This window comes from Arthrobacter sp. E1SS-5 (genome assembly GCF_057073715.1).
The window spans coordinates 2423154-2441480 of record NZ_CP172703.1 but is presented as its reverse complement, the minus strand read 5'-3'; the positions used below and the strand labels follow the sequence as shown (position 1 = coordinate 2441480).

The window sequence follows — 18327 nt, the reverse complement described above, 5'->3', positions numbered from 1 at the left end:
ATCATGGGGGAGTGATTCCTGCCCCAACCGATGTGGTGGTCATCGGTGCGGGCCAGGCCGGCCTCTCGGCCGCCTACCACCTCCAGCGCCGGGGACTCGACTATGCCGTGCTCGACGCCGAGGAAGGTCCGGGCGGTGCGTGGCGGCACCGCTGGAAGAGCCTGCGCATGGCCACCGTCAACGGGATCAGCGACCTGCCCGGCATCCCCAAGCCGGAGGTGGACCCCGCCGAACCCAGCTCCGAATTCCTGACCCGCTACTTTGGCAACTATGAAGCGGAGCTGGGCCTCTCCGTCCGCCGGCCCGTCAAGGTCCGCGCTGTCAGCCGGGAAGACGACAATCCGGCCGGGCGGTTGCGGATCGAAACATCCGACGGCGACTGGACGGCCAAGGCGGTCATCAACGCCACCGGTACGTGGACCCGCCCCTTCTGGCCCATCTATCCCGGCCGGAACTCGTTCCGCGGCCGCCAGCTGCACGTCGCGGACTACGTCTCCGCTGACGAGTTTCGCGGCCGGCACGTCATCGTCGTAGGCGGGGGTATTTCCGCCGTAGGCCTGCTCGAGGAAATATCCCGCGTCACCACCACCAGCTGGTTCACCCGCCGGGAACCGGTGTGGCGGGACGCGCCGTTCGATGCCAAGGCCGGCCACGACGCCGTGGCGCTGGTAGAGGAACGGGTCCGCCGTGGGCTTCCTCCACAGAGCGTGGTTTCCGTGACGGGACTGATCTGGACGCCTGCATTGCGCGCCGCCAAAGAACGCGGCGCACTCAACCGGCAGCCGATGTTCACCTCCATCGAGCCCGACGGGGTCCGCCGGGCGGACGGGAGCCTCCTGAAAGCCGACGTCATCCTCTGGGCTACCGGCTTCCGGGCCGAACTGGAACATCTCGCGCCGCTTCACCTGCGGGGGCCCGGCGGCGGGATCGCCATGGAGGGCACCCAAGTGGCAGCCGAGCCACGCGTCCACCTGGTGGGTTACGGCCCGTCGTCGTCCACCATTGGTGCCAACCGGGCAGGCCGGGCAGCAGTGGCGGCAATCATGGGACTGCCTGGAATGGCGGCGGCGGCGGAACCGGTAACGTGGGGGTGATGCCCCGGGCGCCGGGGCCGGCAATCGCAACAGAAGGCGGCAGGACACCGGTGGCAGCAAACACGCTGGAGGACATTTTCCACGTCCTGCGCCGGCGGCCCGATGTGGAGGCTCCCAATCTGCAGGCGTGGGACGCGACAGACCGGCTGCTGCTGGGGACGGCCGTGCAGCTCGGGCGGGCCGGCAGCACCATGGCCGTCATCGGTGACCGCTACGGTGCCTTGACGCTCGGCGCTTCCGCCGTGCTTGCCCCCGCGTCGCTGCGCGTGCACCAGGACCTCATCACCGGGGAAAGGGCCCTGCGGCTCAACGCGGCCGAACTCGATGCTGGACAGACAGCCGGGTTGCAATCCCGCCGGGAGGCTGCCGGATCCGCAGTCGCCGAAACCGGTTTCGTCCAGCTGCCCCTTGGCCGGGAACTGCTGGAGGGAGCAGGAACGGTCCTGCTCCAGCTCCCCAAGACCCTCGCCGAACTGGAGGAAATTGCCACGGCCATAGCGCGGTACGCGGCGCCGGACGTCCGGTTGTTGGCAGGAGGCCGGGTGAAGCACATGTCGCTGGGCATGAACGCAGTCCTTGAACGGTACTTCGTGTCCGTGCAGCCGCAGCTCGCACGGCAAAAGTCGCGGGTCCTTCTGTGCAGCGGCCCCAAGCCTGCCATTGCCGCCCCGCGCTTCCCGGTAGTGGAGCACGTGGCTGAGCTGGACCTGGACGTGGCCGCACATGGCGCTGTCTTTGCCGGTCCACGGCTGGACATCGGCACACGGTTCCTCCTGACGTTCCTGCCCGCCATGAAGCCGGCGCGCCACGCCGTGGACCTGGGCTGCGGCACCGGGATCCTCGCCGCCATGTATGCCCGCCATTTCCCCGCCGCCGAAGTGACGGCTACGGACCAGTCAGCGGCCGCCGTGCAATCCGCCCTCGCCACGGCCCGTGCGAATGGACTCGCGGGCCGGATCACGGTCCTGCAGGACGATGCGCTCAGCACCTTTCCAGCCGGTGCAGTGGACACCGTGCTGCTCAACCCGCCCTTCCACGTCGGCGCCGGTGTCCACGCGGGCGCCGGGCTGAAGATGATTGAGGCCGCGGGGCGGGTGCTGGCTCCCGGGGGAGAGCTGTGGACCGTCTTCAACCGGCACCTGGCCTACCTTCCGGCACTGGAGCGGTATGTCGGTCCCACCGTGGTGGAGGGAATGAACCCGAAATTCACCGTCACGCGCAGCACACGCCGCCTCCGCTGACCGGAGATAGTCATCCGCGCCGCGCCGCCGTCCGCACATGTGGGCGGGGGCGCACCCTTAACGTACGATTCAAAGCATCACCATCACCGGTAGCCGAAGACGTTTAGGGGAAACAGTGTCTGAGATCCGCCAATCATCTCCGAGACGCGGAACCAACCTGCCAAGGATGGGTGACTTCAACCTCACCGTCATCCTCGACGCAATCCGCAGGACGTCCGGTGGTCTCAGCCGGGTCGAGCTGGCCCAGATCGTGGGCCTGTCCCCGCAGACCATCTCCAATATTTCACGCCGCCTGCTGGACCAGAACCTGATCGTCGAGGCCGGCAAGGAGGGCAGCGGTCCGGGCAAGCCGCGGACCATCCTCCGCCTCAATCCCGGCGGCATGTACGCCCTGGGGGTCCACTTGGACCCCGCCGTCACCACGTTTGTGGTCCTGGACCTCGTGGGAGCCGTGGTGCGGCATTCCCGGATCAAGACACCCGGCGGCAATGATCCGTCCGCCGTCATCGCCACCATTGCCGCGGAGATCGCCCAGCTCGTGGAGGATTCGGGCGTGGACCGCAGCCGCATCGCAGGACTGGGAGTGGCTGCACCCGGCCCCATCGACCTGGATAACGGCACCGTGGTGGACCCGCCGCTGCTGCCGGGCTGGGACAGGGTGGAGCTGCGCGACGCGCTGGCCAGGGCCACCGGCTACTCGGTGCTCGTGGACAAGGACGTCACCAGCGCCGCGGTGGCCGAAACATGGGCAGGCGGCCCCAGCGGCGCCGGCAGCTTCATCTTCATGTATATGGGCACGGGTATCGGCTGCGGCATCGTGCTCAACGACGAAGTAGTCCGGGGCACCTCCGGCAACGCCGGCGAAATCGGCCACATCGTGGTGGACCCGGACGGGCCGGTCTGCGACTGCGGCCAGCGCGGCTGCGTGAAATCCTCCGCCATCCCGCAGGTCCTGGTGGCAGAGGCGGAAGCAGCCGGAATCCTGCAGGGCCCCGCGGCCGGGAGCGCCGCCGAAATCCAGCAGAGCTTCTCTGAACTTTGCGCACTTGCGTACGCAGGAGATGAACGGGCCTCCGCCATCCTGGACAAGTCAGCCACCTTGGTTGCCAGGGCCGCTTCGGTGGTCACCAACACCCTTGACGTGGAACGCGTGGTCTTTGGCGGCCCGTTCTGGACCTGCCTGGCGCAGCGATACCTGGAACTGATCCCGCCGCTCCTGGATGCCAACAGCGATGTCCGTCTGATCCACCCCATCGAGGTAGTAGGCACAGGCGTGGGGGAGGACGTCGGGGCTATCGGGGCCGCTTCCCTGGTCCTGGAACATACCCTCGCGCCCCGTGCCCAGCGGCTCCTGCTGGAAAGCTGACCGGCATGTTTCGCCGGGCATCCAAGACAGCATCCCTGCTGGCCGCCGCGGTCCTGGTCCTCACCGCCTGTACACCCGCAGATCCGGCCGGCGGCGATAAGACCATCAAGGTGGCCTACCAGAAGACAGACTCCTTCACCGCCCTGGACACCATGCTGCAGGAGGCGAAAAAGGAGTTTGAAGCCGCCAACCAGGGCGTCAGGGTTGAACTGCAGCCCATCCAGGCCAACGACGATGACTACGGCACCAAGCTGGCCCTGGCCCTGCGGTCGCCCTCGACTGCCCCGGACGTCTTCTACGAAGACACCTTCAAGGTCCGCTCCGACGTGGACGCCGGGTACCTTCTGAACCTGGACAGCCGCCTGGCAGGCTGGGGGGACTGGGCCACCTTCGACAACGCCGCGAAGGAAGCGGGAAAAGCGGACGACGGCGGCACGTACGCGGTCCCGTTGGGCACTGACACCCGGGCCATCTGGTACAACAAGAAGGTTTTTGAGGCAGCCGGCGTTGGAGTGCCCTGGAACCCGTCCAGCTGGCAGGACATCCTGGACACCGCCCGGAAGATCAAGGCCGCCAACCCTGACGTGATCCCCTTCAACATGTACGCCGGCAAGGGCACCGGTGAAGGAACCGTCATGCAGGGGTTCTACGAACTCCTGTACGGCACCGGAGCAAGCCTCTACGACCAGGACTCCAAGAAATGGGTCGTCGGCTCGGCAGGGTTCAGGGACTCGCTCACTTTCCTCGGAACGCTCTATGGGGAGCACCTGGCCGTTCCCCCGGCTGAAGCGCTGGACCCGAACGTCTGGAAGAAAGTGTTCGGCGAATGGTTCCCCAAGGCAAAACTGGGGGCAACCGTGGAAGGCTCCTACGCGCCGTCATTCTGGCAGGACGGCGGGAGTTACGCGTGGCCAGGCTACGCGCAGGACATGGGCGTCGCCCCGTTCCCCACACAGAACGGAGCGGCACCCGGCAAGGTCAGCATGTCCGGTGGCTGGACCCTGGCCGTCGGCGCAGAAACCGGGCAGCCGGACCTGGCCTTCAATTTCCTCACCACTGCCCTCAACGCAAAGAATTCGCTGGCGTTCACGGTGGCCAGTTCGCAGATCGCGGTCCGCACCGACGTCGCAGCCGATCCCGGCTACCAGTCCGCCAACCCGTTCGTGAAGGATGTCTCCGGCCTGGTGTCCGTCACCCGGTTCCGGCCGGCCACCTCCGACTACCCGCGGATTTCCGCTGCCGTCCAGGAAGCCACCGAGGTTGTCATCACCGGCAAGCGGACCCCGGAGCAGGCGGCGGCCGACTATGACACGGCCGTGGCCGGCATTGTGGGTGGCGACAAGACCATCCGGAAGTAGCAGTGGCCGCCAACCACCGCGGCCGGCAGGTGCTCCGCTACCTGCCGGTGCTGCCCGCCGTCGTGCTGCTGGCCGTGTTCCTGGCCGGCCCCGTGATGTGGGCCTTCCACGCCTCGCTCACCAACGCCGGACTGACCGGCCGGCACGCCAGGAACCCCGAGTGGGTGGGACTGGAGAACTACCAGCGGCTGCTGCAGGATCCTGCCTTCCCGCTTTCGGTGGTGCTGACAGTGCTGTTCGTGGCAGGTTCGGCCATCGCGGGCCAGAACATGCTGGGATTGGCCCTGGCGGTCCTCATGCGGCGCGCGCGCCCGACGATTTCGGCAACTGTTGGCACCGCCGTCGTGGCGGCGTGGGTCCTGCCGGAAATCGTGGCGGCCTTCGCCGCCTATGCCTTCTTCAGCCGGGATGGCACATTCAACCAGTTGCTCGGCGCTTTTGGGCTGGCCGAAACCGACTGGCTTTACGCCGTCCCCATGGCGGCTGTGATCCTGGCGAACACCTGGCGCGGGACAGCCTTTTCCATGCTGGTGTACCGGGCCGCGCTGAACGGCGTCCCGGCCGAGCTGACCGAGGCCGCACAGATGGACGGTGCCGGTGCCTGGCAGCGGCTGGCGTTCATTACCCTGCCGGTGATCCGGAGCAGCATCGCCACCAACCTGATGCTGGTCACGCTGCAGACCCTCGCCGTCTTCACCCTGATCTGGGTAATGACCGCCGGTGGTCCCGCCAACGGCAGCACCACCTTGCCTGTCCTGGCCTACCAGGAGGCCTTCAAGTTTGGCGACATCGGCTACGGCACGGCCGTCGCTGTGGTCCTCATCCTGATCGGAGCCGTGTTCGGACTGGCATACCTGCGCCTGCTCAGGGAGAAGAAACCGTGACGGGCCGGCACGGGCGTACCCGCAGCGCGTGGGCGGACGTGGTCCTGTTGCTGATCGGTGCGTGTTTCCTGCTGCCGCTGCTATGGCTGGTCCTCGGATCCCTGGATCCCGCCGCCGGGCACTCCACCAAGGTTCCGCAGCAGCCCGGACTGGACAACTTCGCCGCCGTCTTCACTCCGGAGTTGCTGCTCCGGCCACTGTGGAACAGCCTGCTGCTATCGGCCGGAACCGGCGTCGTTACGCTCGCGGCAGCCGTGCTGGCCGCCTATCCTCTGTCCCGCTACCGGTCCCGGTTCAACACTCCGTTCATGTCGGCCATCCTGTTCGGCACCTGCCTTCCCGTCACCGCCATCATGGTGCCGGTCTACGGATTGTTCGTCCAGCTTCGGCTGCTGGACTCCATGCCTGCCACAGTGCTGTTCCTGGCCGCCACCAGCCTTCCCATGGCCATCTGGATGACCAGGAACTTCATGGACGCCGTGCCGGTGGCCCTGGAGGAGGCGGCGTGGGTTGATGGTGCATCCAGGTTGTCCGGGCTGCGGTCCATCGTGCTTCCGCTCATGGGACCGGGACTGGGCGTGGTGTTCATCTTTGTCTTCATCCAGGCATGGGGAAACTTCTTTGTTCCTTTCGTGCTCCTGCTGTCGGAGGCCAGCCAGCCCGCCGCTGTGTCGATTTTCAGCTTTTTTGGCCAGCACGGCGCGGTGGCCTACGGCCAGCTGGCCGCATTCTCGATTCTCTATTCCGTTCCGGTCCTGGCCCTGTACGCCATCGTGGCGCGCGGATCCGGCAACGCACTGGCCCTTGCAGGAGCCGTCAGGGGCTAGTCAATGTCCTCAAGCACCACGCCGAAGGGCAGGGTATCGTCCAGGTGCGCCTGATGCCCCGTGGGATTGTTCACCACCCGGACCCCGTGCAGCTTTTCCGCCGCAGACTGCATCAGGACCGGCCGGACCGTGTCCACGAAGTGCTGGCTCTTGTCCGCGAGGTATTCCTTGTAACTGGCTGGAAGCTCAATCATGGCAAAAGGATAGACCTGCAGGTCCCTTTAGGGGAGTGGTGCCCATTGCCGGACTCCAGGGCTCCGGCTTGGATAGGATGGCGGGCGGAACATGGCCGGCCCGGCCCGTGCGCCCAACACCGTCTTCAGGGGGAATCCAGTGCTTTCGACCAGCGTGCCCGCAAGAATCCAGCCGGCGGAGCTGGCCAGGGCGCAGCAGGTGGCGGCCAACATTTCCCGCAGTTTCGATGCAAAAGTGGTGGGGCAGTCCCGGCTGCGGGAGTCGTTGCTGGTGGGATTGCTGACCGGCGGCCACATCCTCCTGGAAAGCGTCCCGGGACTGGCCAAGACCACGGCCGCGCAAACCCTCGCCGAAGCCGTGAGCGCCGAATTCCGAAGGATCCAGTGTACTCCTGACCTGCTGCCCAGCGACATCGTAGGGACCCAGATCTACGATGCCGCCAAGGGAAACTTCCGCACCCAACTCGGCCCGGTGCATGCCAATATCGTGCTGCTGGATGAGATCAACCGTTCCAGCGCCAAGACCCAGAGCGCCATGCTTGAGGCCATGCAGGAACGTCAGACCTCCATTGGCGGGCAGGACCACCCCCTGCCCGCGCCGTTCCTGGTCCTGGCAACCCAGAATCCCATCGAGCAGGAGGGCACCTACCAGTTGCCCGAGGCCCAGATGGACCGCTTCATGCTCAAGGACGTGCTGGATTACCCCACTCCCGCGGAAGAGGCAGAGGTGATCCGGAGGATCGATGCCGGCGTCTACACCCGCGAACAAAAACCGGCAGCCGCTGCCTCCCTGGACGCCATCACCGAAATCCAGGACCTGGTGGGGCGGGTCTACCTCGATCCGTCAATCGTCAACTACATCGTGGGGCTGGTCTACGTAACGCGGAACGCCTCCCAATACATTGATGCCCGGCTGGCCGGCTTCATCGAATTCGGCGCCAGCCCCCGGGCCAGCATCGCCTTCAGCCAGGCTGCGCGTGCGGTGGCGCTGCTGCACGGCCGTGACCACGTGATCCCGGAGGACATCAGGTCCCTGGCCCACCGGGTGCTGCGGCACCGGTTGATCCTGAACTTCGACGCAGTGGCCGAGCAGGTCCCGGTCGAAGCCGTGATTGACGCCGTCGTGGCCGCCGTCCAGACTCCCTGATCCCGCATGGCCAGCCTCCTTCAGCGGGTGAAGTCGAAGATGGCCATCTTCGCGCACCGCAAAGCACGTGGAATGCTCGACGGCGAGTACGGTTCCGTGTTCAGGGGCCGCAGCCTGGACTTTGACGACCTGCGCGCCTACATACCGGGTGACGAGGTGCGCGACATCGACTGGAAGGCCACAGCCCGGCACGGATCGCCCCTGATCCGGCGCTACGTGGCCGTCCGCCGGCAGACAGTCCTCCTGGTTACCGACACAGGACGGAATATGGCGGCGGAGGCTCGGTCCGGGGAAACGAAAAAAGACATTGCCGTGCTTGCCCTGGGCGTCATGGGCTATCTGGCCCACCGGCACGGTGACGTGGTGGGCCTGGTGTGCGGCGACTCCACCGGGACCCGCTCCCTGCCGGCGAAAGGCGGCGAAGCCCACCTGGAACGGCTCCTCAGGCACGTGGACTCCCATGCCCGCCTCGACGGGGCGCCCAGCAGCATCCAGGACCAGCTGGGCTACGTGGCACGCAACGTCAAGGGCCGCCAACTGCTCTTCGTCGTGGCGGACGAACTGGCGGCGGACGCTGCCACCGCCCAGCTCCTGCGCCGGCTCCGGGCCCAGCACGAAGTCCTGTGGCTGACAGTGCGGGACGCGGACCTGGCACCCGCCACTGAGCCCGATTCCCCTGAAACCTACAGCGTGGCCGATGAGTCCCTCCTGCCCTGGCCGCCGGGAGTGTCCGCCGGCGTGGAGGCCGCCTACACGAAAGCGACCTCGGAGCGTGATGCGGGCCGGAAGGCCATGCTGCGCGCAGCCGGAATCACTGAAGGGGACGTGGCGGGCACCGGGGATGTCATCACCGGACTGTTCGCGCTCCTGGAGAGGCACCGGCGTGCAGGCTGATCCCGGGTTCTTCGCCCCGCTGCAGTACAGCACGGCCTGGGCGTGGTGTGGAGTCGCGCTGCTCGTCCTGGTGGCAGGCTGGTACGTCTTCGTGCTGGCCACCACCCGCACAGCCTGGCGCCCGGAGCCGGCCGGGAGTGCGAAGGGACGGTCCGCGCTGACCGACCTGCCTTCCCTCAAGGCAGCCTACCTGCAGCGTATCCGCGACGTGGAGCAGGCAGCGGCGGCGGGCACCCTGGATGCGCGCCCCGCGCATCAGGAGATCAGCCTCCTGCTGCGCGGGTTCGTCCGGGATGCCACGGGTGTGGATGCGACCAGGATGACCCACCAGGACCTCGCCCGTCATCCCCTTCCCGTAGCGGCCGACGCCGTCCAGGACCTCTACCCCGCGGAATTCGGTCCCGGGCCGCTGCCTTCCGTGGCTGCGTCCGCGGCTAGAGCCTCGGCGGCGGTGCGCGCGTGGAGCTGATGTTCTGGTGGCTGCTGCCCGTAGCGGCCGCCGCGGCCGGGGTTGCGGTATGGGTTGCGCTGCGGCGCAACGGGGGGAGCAGCGTACGACGACGGCCCGTGGCGCACGCGGACAGGCTCACCGCGCTGCCGGAATACCAGGCAGCCCTCCGGCGGTACCGGCGGTGGCTGGCCCTGGCCGGAACAGCGCTGGTCCTGTTGCTGGTGTCCACCGCGGCAGCCGCGGCACGCCCCGTGGCGATGGATACCGTCAGGCCGGAGCAGCACAACCGGGACATCATGCTCTGCCTTGATGCCTCCGGCTCCATGAGCAGCGCCGACGCCGCGGTTCTGGACGTCTTCGCCAAACTCGCACGGGAGTTCGACGGCGAACGGATCGGCCTGACCATCTTCGACAGCAGCGCCATCCAGGTCTTTCCGTTGACGGACGACTACGCCTACGCGCAGGAACAACTTCAGGGCGCCAAGGACGCCTTCGACGGCAAACCCGGAAGCTCCGGATTCCTTGATGGCACGTGGAGCGGCAGGGGCTCGTCCCTGATCGGCGACGGCCTGGCGTCCTGCCTCAACAGCTTCCCAGGCGCCGGCAAGTCCCAGGAGGCCACCGGCGGGGGAAGCGACCCCCAGCGCTCGCGGTCTGTGGTGCTTGCGACAGACAATTTCCTGTCCGGCAAACCCATCATGACGCTGGACCAGGCGGCCGGATTGGCCAGGGAGCGGTCCGTCCACGTCTATGCGCTGAACCCGGCGGACCTGGACTACGGCTCCGGTCCTGACCAGCCCGGCGCACGACTGCGGGCAGCCGCAGAGTCCACCGGCGGCGCCTACTTTGCCCTTGACAGCCCGGACGCCGTGGCCGGGATTGTCACCGGGATTGAGCAGACGGAGACGACGGCGGTCCAGGGGGCGCCCCGGGCTGTATTCGCAGATGTCCCTGGCGTGCCGCTGGCCGCCGCGCTGCTGTCTGCCCTTGCCCTTTGCGCCGTTCTTTGGCGGCTGCAGCGCGTCCACCTCCGCAGCAGGACCTGGCTGCGGCGCGGAACCATTGTCCTGCTGCTTCTTGCAGCGGTCCTGCGGCCGCACCTTCCGGGCGGCACCGTCCAGGCCGCCAGCGCCGACCTGAACGTGTTCTTCGTGGTGGATACCACCACCAGCATGGTGGCCGAGGACTACGGCAACGGAAGCCCGCGGCTGGACGGCGTCCGGAAGGACATCATGGCCATCGCCGAACAATTGCCCGGCGCCCGGTTCTCCGTCATCACGTTCGACACCACTGCGCACGTCCGCATGCCGCTGAGCACCGACACCCTTGCCCTGGAAACCATCACGGACGTCCTGGAACCGCAGGTGACCGCCTACGCCAAGGGCAGCAGCATCACCGCAGCCAGGCAAGTGCTGACCGAGCGGCTGGCAGCGGCCAGGGACAGCCACCCGGGCAGGCCGCGGCTGGTGTACTACCTGGGCGACGGCGAGCAGACCGACGGCAGGGAGCCGGAGCCCCTGAAGGTCGACGGCGGATTGGTGGCCGGGGGAGCAGTGCTGGGTTACGGCACGCCCGGAGGCGGCCGGATGAAGGAGAACACAGGGACGGACGACGGCGGGACCGCCGGAGGGGCGGCCGGCACCCCGAGTGGCGGTTACGTCCAGGACAACCGGCCCGGCAGCACCGGCGACGCGCTCTCCATGATTGACGAGGGACGGCTGCAGGCCATCGCCGGGCAGCTTGGGGTGCCATACGTCCATCGCGTTGCAGGCGCCCCTGTTGCTGACATGATGCAGCAGGCGCACCCCGGAAGGGTGGAACACGCAGACGGTGATGGTTCGCTGGCGGCAGGGACGGAGTTCTACTGGATCCTCGCTGCCGGCGCCTTCCTGCTTGCCCTGCCGGAAGCCGTGGCACTCGTAGGGCAGCTTTGCGGACTCCCGCGCGCAGGCCGGAAGGAGGAAAAGCCGTGACCGCACAGTCGACACCGCATTCCCGAAGGCGCCGCCTGCTCCTTTGGTCCGTGCTGCCGGTGCTCCTGGTGCTGTGCTTCGCCGCCAAACTGCTCAGCCTGGGTATCCTCGCTGACCGCGCCGCCGCCGGTTTTTCCGCCGGAAACGCTCCCGCCGTTGATGCCGCCGCCCGGGGCCTTGAATTCGCCAACGTCGTGGAGCCGCACAAGGCGCCGTTCGCGGCCGGTGACGCAGCCGTGGCGGCGGAGGACTATGCACGTGCCAGGACACAGTTTGAACAAGCTCTAAGTATGGTTCCCGCCAACTCGGGGGACGGGTGCATCATCCGGGTCAACCTTGTGCTGGCGATCGAACGCCTGGGTGACCAGCGGCAGCAGGCCGGGGACCCGGCGTCGGCCGTCCTGTTGTTCCAGGAAGCGCTGGCAACGGCCGGGCAGGCACCGGAAGCATGCCTGGCCGGGAATCCCGACACCGGCGGCCGGCTCGATGATGCCAAGGAGAGGCTGGAGGGCAAGCTCGGGGCTGCCGGACAGGCTGCGGGCGGGACGCCGGCACCAGGGGCGGACCCGCCCCCGAACCCATCAGCAGATCCCCGGCAGGGCCAGCTCGACCAGCTCCAGGACAGCGCACGGCAAGCCGAGCGGGAGCGGAACAGCGGGCGCGAACGGGAAGAGTACCTGGACGGCGGGGACGGGAGAGCCGTGGAGCGCCCGTGGTGAAGGCATGTTCCGGCGAAGAAAATTCTGTTGCCTCGGAAAACCACCTGTAAAACAGTGTCTTAATTCGGCGCCGACTTGTCCTCCACCCACCACTGCCCATAGAGTCGTGGACAAGTTACCGCGGTAACGTGTCAGCGATCCTCCGTCTGGAGGGTGTGGGTGCCCCCATGTGGGCCTGACATTTGCTCACGGACTACTTCATGCAAGGCGTAACAGTCGCGGCTGCGTCCCTGGTGGAGTCCCTCCGTGTTCCCCAAACTCAACTCATTGCCGGTATCGCCGCCGTTAAGTCGGCGGGAAGCAGGCAATGGCCCAAAGCCAAGGACGCAAATGTCACCACCAAGCCTGATTGACGCACACCCGAACCTCTCCGAAGCCGCTCCCGTGGCGCTTTCCTATGAGCTGTTCCCGCCCCGTTCGCCTGCAGCAGCGGAAACGCTCTGGACCACCATCCGCGAACTGGAAACCACTGAGCCGGATTATGTCTCCGTGACCTATGGCGCCAGCGGCTCCAACCGGGACACCGCCATCGAACTCATCAACCGGCTCCTGCTGGAGACCAATCTCCGGCCTCTGGCCCACCTGACCTGCGTGGGCAACAGCCCCCAGGAACTTGCAGCGATCGTGGGCGAACTGCTGGACACCGGCGTACGGGGCATCCTTGCCCTGCGCGGAGACCTTCCCAAGGACGCCAGCGCACCCGCCGGATCCCTCCGGTACGCCCAGGACCTCATTGAACTCATTCGCCGCGTGGAGCAGCGCCGCTCGGCCCTGCTGTGCGCCGGCAAAATCGCCGTCGGCGTGGCGGCGTACCCCGCCCGCCACCCGGAATCGCCCAGCGAGGAGCACGACGTCGAGGTGCTGCTGGCCAAGCAGCGTTCCGGCGCCGACTTCGCCATCACGCAGGTGTTCTTCGAGACCAGCCAATACGCCGACCTGCTCACCAGGGCCCGGCGGGCCGGCGTGACCATCCCCATCATCCCCGGCGTCATGCCGCTCACCAGCCTCCGCCGGCTCAACCGCCTCGGTCAGCTCACCGGTGTGGAGCCCGCGCCGGAACTGATGGCCAAGCTGGGCGCTGCCGATTCCGACCTGGAGCGGCTCCATATCGGAGTCGATGCCACGGTGGACCTGGCCAACGCTGCCCTGGACGCCGGCGCCCCCGGCATCCACATCTACACCTTTAACGAGCACCAAAGCGCGCTGGAAGTGCTGGACAAGCTCGCCCTTCCCCGGCGCAGCCGTCCCGGCAGCCAGCACAGCCGGCGGGAATCAATCGCCCGCAGCCTCCTCGCCAGCTGACCGAGCTGGAGTCTCTCCACGCTGCCGCCTGACCGGCCGCACCACTAAGCATCTCCATCACTGCGCGCACCATTCCGTGCTGCGTTCCTTCGCGCTGCGCTGATCCGCGCGCCCTTCCCACTTCCAGGAGTACCCATGACTGAACAGAACACCCCCCGCACCCCGTTCCCGTCCGCTTCACTTCTCGGCTACCCCCGCATCGGCCGGCGCCGGGAACTCAAGAAGGCGGTGGAGGCCTACTGGGCCGGCAGGATCGACGCCGCCGCCCTGGACGCCGCCGCCAAGGACATCCAGCTGGCCACCGCCCGCCGCCTTCAGGAACTCGGCCTCACCGAGGCCGCCGCCGTGCCAGGCACCTTCTCCTACTACGACCAGGTCCTCGACACCACTGCCCACCTGGGCGCCGTGCCTGCCCGCTTCGGCAAGCTGCTTAACGCCGATGGGCAGCTGGACATCGACGGCTACTTCACGCTGGCCCGCGGCAACAGGGAACAGCAGCCGCTGGAAATGACCAAGTGGTTCGACACCAACTACCACTACCTGGTTCCGGAGATCGGCCCCGAAACCGGGTTCACCCTGGCGTCCACCGCCAAGGTTGACGAGTTCGCGTTCGCCCTGGCCAACGGGATCGAAACCCGCCCCTACATCGTTGGGCCGGTGACCTACCTGCTCCTGTCCAAGGCCTCCGACGACGCCCCGGCCGGTTTCGCACCGCTGTCCCGCCTCGAAGACATCCTGCCCGTCTACGTCCAGCTGCTCGAAAAGCTCGCCGACGCCGGCGCCCACTGGGTGCAGCTCGAGGAGCCCGCGCTGGTGGTCGACCAGGAGACCCCGGCTGCAGAGGTCGAAGCAGCTGTTGCACGGGCTTATGAGGTGCTGACCGCCGAGGCCAACCGTCCGCAGATCCTCGTTTCCACCCCGTACGGCTCGCTCGAAGGCCAGCTGGGCACCCTCGCCGCCACCAACATCGAGGCCCTTCACATCGACGTCTTCAAGGGTGCCGTTCCCTCCGCCGCCGCGCTGGCGGGGCTGGGCAACAAAACCCTGGTGGCCGGCGTCGTGGACGGCCACAACATCTGGCGCAACGACCTTGCCGCCTCCGCCGCCAGGCTCGACCAGCTGAAGGCCGCCGCCGGCAGGCTCGCTGTCTCCACCTCCACCTCCACCCAGCACGTCCCGCATGACGTTGCCGAGGAAACCCAGCTGTCAGAGCAGCTCCGCAGCTGGCTGGCCTTCTCGGACCAGAAGGCCGTAGAGGTCAAGACCCTGGCGTCCTACCTCGCGGACCCGGCCTCGGCCAAGGCTGCCGTCCAAGAGGCCACTGCCGTGATCGCTTCCCGCGCCGCGGCGGAAGGGGTCCGCCGCGCCGACGTCAGGGCCCGCACCGGAGCGCTTTCCGCCGCAGACTTCACCCGCTCCGACTATGCCGTGCGCGAGGCTGCCCAGGAAGAGGCCCTGCATTTGCCGCCGCTGCCCACGACAACCATCGGTTCCTTCCCGCAGACCTCCGGGATCCGTTCCGCCCGCGCCCGCAACACCAAGGGCGAGCTGAGTGATGGGCAGTACGAACAGCTCATGAAGGATGAAATCAAGCGCGTAGTGGACCTGCAGGAAGAGCTGGGCTACGACGTCCTGGTGCACGGCGAACCGGAGCGCAACGACATGGTGCAGTACTTCGCCGAGAACCTCGAGGGCTTCGACGTGACGGTGCACGGCTGGGTCCAGTCGTACGGCTCACGCTGCACCCGTCCGTCGATCCTCTGGGGCGATGTCACCCGCAGCGCCCCCATCACCGTCAAGTGGGCGGAGTACGCGCAGTCGCTGACCGCAAAGCCGATGAAGGGCATGCTCACCGGTCCGGTCACCATCCTCGCGTGGTCCTTCGTCCGCGACGACCAGCCGCTGGCTGAAACCGCCAACCAGGTCGGCCTGGCGCTGCGTGATGAGATCGCCGATCTCGAAGCAGCAGGCATCAGGATCATCCAGGTGGACGAGCCCGCCCTGCGCGAACTGCTCCCGCTGCGCAAGGCAGACCAGCCTGACTACCTCAAATGGTCGGTGGATTCCTTCCGCCTGGCCACGGCCGGCGCCGCCGACTCCACCCAGATCCACACCCATCTCTGCTACTCGGAGTTCGGCGTGATCATCGACGCTATCGACGGCCTGGACGCCGATGTTACCTCCATCGAGGCCGCCCGCTCCCGCATGGAGGTTGTCCACGATCTCGAATCCCACGGCTTCGGCCGCGGGGTTGGTCCGGGTGTCTACGACATCCACTCGCCCCGCGTTCCCGGCGAGGCCGAGGTCACCGAGCTGCTGTCCACGGCCGTCAAGCACGTCCCGTCCCGCCAGCTTTGGGTCAACCCGGACTGCGGCCTGAAGACCCGCGGCTACGCCGAGACCGAGGAGTCGCTGCGGAACCTGGTCAAGGCCACCCAAACGGTCCGCGCGGAACTGCTGCAAGCGGCCAAGTAGGGAATCGGGCTAAAGGCTCAAGGTCCGGTGCGCCAGCGCGTCGGACTTTGAGAAGCGGACGACGGCGGTTTGGTCACCTGAGGTGACCGGCCGCCGTCGTCTGCTTCATCCGCCAGGCGCTGACTGCCAGCCAAACGCTTGCGGCGACGATTGCCACGATGCCGACCAAAGTAGGCACCGAGTTGGCGTCGGAAAACCCGGATTCTCCGATGATCCACCCCTGGGCCACGTAGGCCAGCCCGGACAGCGCCATGAGTAGTCCGATGATCCGGGGAACACGATGTGTGGCAGCCACAGCAATCCCAAGGAGCAACAGGGCAGCTCCGAGCAGGAAGCTTTGGTAGCTGCGCATGCCCCATTCCAGCCAGCGGATGCCCTCGGCCGCAGCGAAACGGGCTGCTTTTTCGGGCTCCGGGGCAGCGGCCCAGGCGTCCACCGCCTGCTTCAAAGCCACGCCGTCCACCGCTTGGAGTGCCGCATAAAGCGCCAGGGCCGCAGCGGCGGAAAGGGCACCAAACCGGGCAACCCAGGCCACAGCGTGCTGACGGACCTCAAGGGCTGCCCACAGGGAGACGAGGGCCGCGCATACCAACGCCATCCCCACGAACTGACCGAGGTGAACGGCGGTCCAGATGCCGCTGTTGGCGTACGCCGTGAACGAGGCAACGTGGTCGTTTGCATCATGGGACCCTGCATGGAACACGCCGGCAATTATCGAGGCCAGCACGCCGGCCAGGAGCAGTGACGCGGCGAGCCGAAACGTGCCGGCCCTGACTTCTTGCATGAGTCCCATGCTGATACCACCGGCGCGGCGGAGCCAGAGTCGAACGCCCCATCGATTGCTCCGTAATGGTCTTTATGAGCGTCCATAACGACGATTACGGAGCAGTCGATTCAGGACTCCCAGACGATCTCGTCGTCCACCACGCCGTCCTGGTCGGCGCACGCCACCAGGACCTCATCGGTGAAGTGCTGGCCCAAAGTGAAGTCCATGACGAAGTAGCGCTCAGGCTGGCCAGGGTAGATGGCAACGTGGCCCAGTTTCAGGGCCTTGAGGAAGACCTCGTTGGTGAGCTGGCTGCGGTCCTGGACGCCGAACACCTTGTGCAGATGCTCGTCCTTGAGTGCGTTGCAGTGGAAGTGCAGGTACTCCTGGGGGCTGGTGCCCTCCTGCTCAAGCTCTTCCGCGATCATTGCGCGGACCTCGTCCACCAGTTCGGGGAGGAAGCGCAGCCGGTATTCGACTTTGCGAAGCGCGGCTTCGTCAAAGTGGTCGTGCGCGTTGATGTTCAGGTCGAGTTCCAGCGGGTGGCCCCGCAGTTCATGCTGGGCCGCGAAGAGGTGATCCATGCCGTGGTTGAGCTCGATCTCCCCAAAGTGCTGGCTCGCTACCTTGTTCATAGTCTCAACATAGACCCGAAGCGCAGACCATTCCAGCGTTCGGCCCTAATTCACTGCGGTGCGCATCCCGGCAAGGGTTTCCGCCAGCAGGTCAACGAAAAGCTGCACCCGCGCGGTCTTCCGGTCGTTGATCAGCAGCGCAAATACGTTCCGTGCCAGCCGGATTTCGGGCACGTCCAGCACCACGACCCCTGCCGGTTTGTTCCGCAGCGCCAACTCCGGAACCAGGGCCGCGCCCAGCCCGGCTGCGGCCATTTCCAGGCTTGCGTGGAAGTCGTCGCTGTGTGCAACCACGCGGGGGTGGAGGTTGCAGCCGGCGAACAGCCGTTCGATCACCATGGCGTCGCTGGTGCCGGGGTGGTGCATGATCCATGGCATCTCCGAAAGGTGGTCCGCGGCCACCTTGGCATCGGCCCGGAAGCCCCAGCCCGCCGGCAGCACCACCCTGAAGTCGTCGTCGCCGATCCATTGCCGGTTGATGGTGTTGGGCCAGGCGAAGCCCGTCTGCCCCACCTGGAACACCACCGCCAGGTCCAGGTCCCCGCCGGTGCGCAGGCCCTGGATGGTCTGGCCGGGCTCCGCGACGGATACCCGCAGGTCAATGCCGAGTTTCTTCCACGCCGGGTTCTTGAGGATCCGGGGCAGGACGTAGGTGGCCAGGCTGGGGAAGATCCCCAGCCGCAGCTCCTGGCTTTCGCTGTCCTGCGTCCTTGACGCGGCGGCCATGAGTGCCTCGATGTCGGTGAGCACCTTGGCGGCATGGCGGGTCATGACGACGGCGGCTTCCGTGGGGACCACGGCACGCGCCGACCGCTGGAAGAGGGTTACGCCGGTTTCCCGCTCCAGCGCGGACATCTGCTGCGAGACGGCCGATGCCGTGTAGCCGAGCGTCGCCGCTGCCGCAGCGAACGAGCCCAGCCGCGTGACCTCCAGGAGGGTCTTCAAGTGCACGGGATTTACCACCAGCCCACAGTACTGCACCCATCCGCCGCCGCTACTGC

At 67.0% G+C, this 18327-nt stretch carries 18 protein-coding genes; 14 read left to right on the top strand and 4 right to left on the bottom strand.

Translation table 11 applies throughout. The features are described from left to right. Positions 1-11: 11 nt before the first annotated feature. From ACIGJD_RS11330 to ACIGJD_RS11305, 6 genes are all read left to right on the top strand, one after another. Positions 12-1094: an FAD-dependent oxidoreductase gene (locus tag ACIGJD_RS11330; protein ID WP_483686290.1), complete on the top strand. Its 1083-nt coding sequence runs from the start codon at positions 12-14 to the stop codon at positions 1092-1094. Between the two features lie 50 nt (positions 1095-1144). After that, entirely contained in the window at positions 1145-2335 is a 1191-nt protein-coding gene (locus tag ACIGJD_RS11325; protein ID WP_483686289.1) for a class I SAM-dependent methyltransferase, read from the top strand. A gap of 166 nt (positions 2336-2501) precedes the next feature. Further along, positions 2502-3701 (top strand): ROK family transcriptional regulator, encoded by a 1200-nt coding sequence (locus ACIGJD_RS11320; RefSeq protein WP_483686288.1) that lies wholly within the window; start codon positions 2502-2504, stop codon positions 3699-3701. A gap of 5 nt (positions 3702-3706) precedes the next feature. After that, positions 3707-5059 carry an extracellular solute-binding protein gene (locus ACIGJD_RS11315; protein ID WP_483686287.1) on the top strand — a complete coding sequence of 451 codons (1353 nt, stop codon included), beginning with the start codon at positions 3707-3709 and terminating at the stop codon, positions 5057-5059. 2 nt (positions 5060-5061) lie between these two features. Then, positions 5062-5943 carry a carbohydrate ABC transporter permease gene (locus ACIGJD_RS11310; RefSeq protein ID WP_483686286.1) on the top strand — a complete coding sequence of 294 codons (882 nt, stop codon included), beginning with the start codon at positions 5062-5064 and terminating at the stop codon, positions 5941-5943. Further along, positions 5940-6770 carry a carbohydrate ABC transporter permease gene (locus ACIGJD_RS11305; RefSeq protein WP_483686285.1) on the top strand — a complete coding sequence of 277 codons (831 nt, stop codon included), beginning with the start codon at positions 5940-5942 and terminating at the stop codon, positions 6768-6770. The genes ACIGJD_RS11310 and ACIGJD_RS11305 overlap by 4 nt, the downstream gene beginning before the upstream one ends. On the opposite strand, the gene ACIGJD_RS11300 is transcribed toward ACIGJD_RS11305, so the two are convergent. Beyond that, positions 6767-6964: a hypothetical protein gene (locus tag ACIGJD_RS11300; RefSeq protein WP_142133647.1), complete on the bottom strand. Its 198-nt coding sequence runs from the start codon at positions 6962-6964 to the stop codon at positions 6767-6769. The two genes, ACIGJD_RS11305 and ACIGJD_RS11300, sit on opposite strands and share 4 nt — an antisense overlap. 139 nt (positions 6965-7103) lie before the next feature. Between ACIGJD_RS11300 and ACIGJD_RS11295 the strand changes: the two genes are divergently transcribed. The 8 genes from ACIGJD_RS11295 (at position 7104) to metE (ending at position 15925) form a co-directional block, all read left to right on the top strand. Beyond that, positions 7104-8111 carry an AAA family ATPase gene (locus tag ACIGJD_RS11295; RefSeq protein WP_483686284.1) on the top strand — a complete coding sequence of 336 codons (1008 nt, stop codon included), beginning with the start codon at positions 7104-7106 and terminating at the stop codon, positions 8109-8111. A 6-nt stretch (positions 8112-8117) separates the two neighbouring features. Beyond that, positions 8118-9005 carry a DUF58 domain-containing protein gene (locus ACIGJD_RS11290; protein WP_483686283.1) on the top strand — a complete coding sequence of 296 codons (888 nt, stop codon included), beginning with the start codon at positions 8118-8120 and terminating at the stop codon, positions 9003-9005. Next, on the top strand, positions 8995-9474 hold the full coding sequence (locus ACIGJD_RS11285; protein ID WP_483686282.1) for a hypothetical protein: 480 nt from the start codon (positions 8995-8997) through the stop codon (positions 9472-9474). The genes ACIGJD_RS11290 and ACIGJD_RS11285 overlap by 11 nt, the downstream gene beginning before the upstream one ends. Further along, complete coding sequence (locus ACIGJD_RS11280) at positions 9474-11429, top strand: VWA domain-containing protein (protein ID WP_483689481.1); 1956 nt, start codon at positions 9474-9476, stop codon at positions 11427-11429. The genes ACIGJD_RS11285 and ACIGJD_RS11280 overlap by 1 nt, the downstream gene beginning before the upstream one ends. Continuing rightward, positions 11426-12148 (top strand): hypothetical protein, encoded by a 723-nt coding sequence (locus ACIGJD_RS11275; RefSeq protein ID WP_483686281.1) that lies wholly within the window; start codon positions 11426-11428, stop codon positions 12146-12148. Before ACIGJD_RS11280 ends, ACIGJD_RS11275 begins: the two co-directional genes overlap by 4 nt. 200 nt (positions 12149-12348) lie before the next feature. Further along, positions 12349-12501, top strand: a complete 153-nt coding sequence (locus tag ACIGJD_RS11270; protein ID WP_483686280.1) for a hypothetical protein — start codon at positions 12349-12351, stop codon at positions 12499-12501. Next, positions 12479-13450 carry a methylenetetrahydrofolate reductase gene (locus ACIGJD_RS11265; RefSeq protein WP_483686279.1) on the top strand — a complete coding sequence of 324 codons (972 nt, stop codon included), beginning with the start codon at positions 12479-12481 and terminating at the stop codon, positions 13448-13450. Before ACIGJD_RS11270 ends, ACIGJD_RS11265 begins: the two co-directional genes overlap by 23 nt. A 135-nt stretch (positions 13451-13585) precedes the next feature. Next, positions 13586-15925 carry a 5-methyltetrahydropteroyltriglutamate--homocysteine S-methyltransferase gene (metE, locus tag ACIGJD_RS11260; RefSeq protein ID WP_483686278.1) on the top strand — a complete coding sequence of 780 codons (2340 nt, stop codon included), beginning with the start codon at positions 13586-13588 and terminating at the stop codon, positions 15923-15925. 73 nt (positions 15926-15998) lie between these two features. On the opposite strand, the gene ACIGJD_RS11255 is transcribed toward metE, so the two are convergent. From ACIGJD_RS11255 to ACIGJD_RS11245, 3 genes are all read right to left on the bottom strand, one after another. Further along, entirely contained in the window at positions 15999-16709 is a 711-nt protein-coding gene (locus tag ACIGJD_RS11255) for a DUF4386 family protein (RefSeq protein WP_483686277.1), read from the bottom strand. A gap of 110 nt (positions 16710-16819) precedes the next feature. Beyond that, positions 16820-17326 carry a DUF2004 domain-containing protein gene (locus ACIGJD_RS11250; RefSeq protein WP_483686276.1) on the bottom strand — a complete coding sequence of 169 codons (507 nt, stop codon included), beginning with the start codon at positions 17324-17326 and terminating at the stop codon, positions 16820-16822. A 45-nt stretch (positions 17327-17371) separates the two neighbouring features. Beyond that, positions 17372-18289 carry a LysR family transcriptional regulator gene (locus ACIGJD_RS11245; RefSeq protein ID WP_142133655.1) on the bottom strand — a complete coding sequence of 306 codons (918 nt, stop codon included), beginning with the start codon at positions 18287-18289 and terminating at the stop codon, positions 17372-17374. Between the last annotated feature and the right edge of the window lie 38 nt (positions 18290-18327).

What these genes read in the sequence shown, in the direction of transcription:
- ACIGJD_RS11280 (WP_483689481.1), top strand. Translation starts at nt 9,474, where the DNA reads ATGTTCTGGTGGCTGCTGCCCGTAGCGGCCGCCGCGGCCGGGGTTGCG.
- ACIGJD_RS11265 (WP_483686279.1), top strand. Translation starts at nt 12,479, where the DNA reads ATGTCACCACCAAGCCTGATTGACGCACACCCGAACCTCTCCGAAGCC.
- ACIGJD_RS11320 (WP_483686288.1), top strand. Translation starts at nt 2,502, where the DNA reads ATGGGTGACTTCAACCTCACCGTCATCCTCGACGCAATCCGCAGGACG.
- ACIGJD_RS11315 (WP_483686287.1), top strand. Translation starts at nt 3,707, where the DNA reads ATGTTTCGCCGGGCATCCAAGACAGCATCCCTGCTGGCCGCCGCGGTC.
- ACIGJD_RS11270 (WP_483686280.1), top strand. Translation starts at nt 12,349, where the DNA reads ATGCAAGGCGTAACAGTCGCGGCTGCGTCCCTGGTGGAGTCCCTCCGT.
- ACIGJD_RS11250 (WP_483686276.1), bottom strand. Translation starts at nt 17,326, where the DNA reads ATGAACAAGGTAGCGAGCCAGCACTTTGGGGAGATCGAGCTCAACCAC.
- ACIGJD_RS11290 (WP_483686283.1), top strand. Translation starts at nt 8,118, where the DNA reads ATGGCCAGCCTCCTTCAGCGGGTGAAGTCGAAGATGGCCATCTTCGCG.
- ACIGJD_RS11300 (WP_142133647.1), bottom strand. Translation starts at nt 6,964, where the DNA reads ATGATTGAGCTTCCAGCCAGTTACAAGGAATACCTCGCGGACAAGAGC.
- metE (WP_483686278.1), top strand. Translation starts at nt 13,586, where the DNA reads ATGACTGAACAGAACACCCCCCGCACCCCGTTCCCGTCCGCTTCACTT.
- ACIGJD_RS11255 (WP_483686277.1), bottom strand. Translation starts at nt 16,709, where the DNA reads ATGCAAGAAGTCAGGGCCGGCACGTTTCGGCTCGCCGCGTCACTGCTC.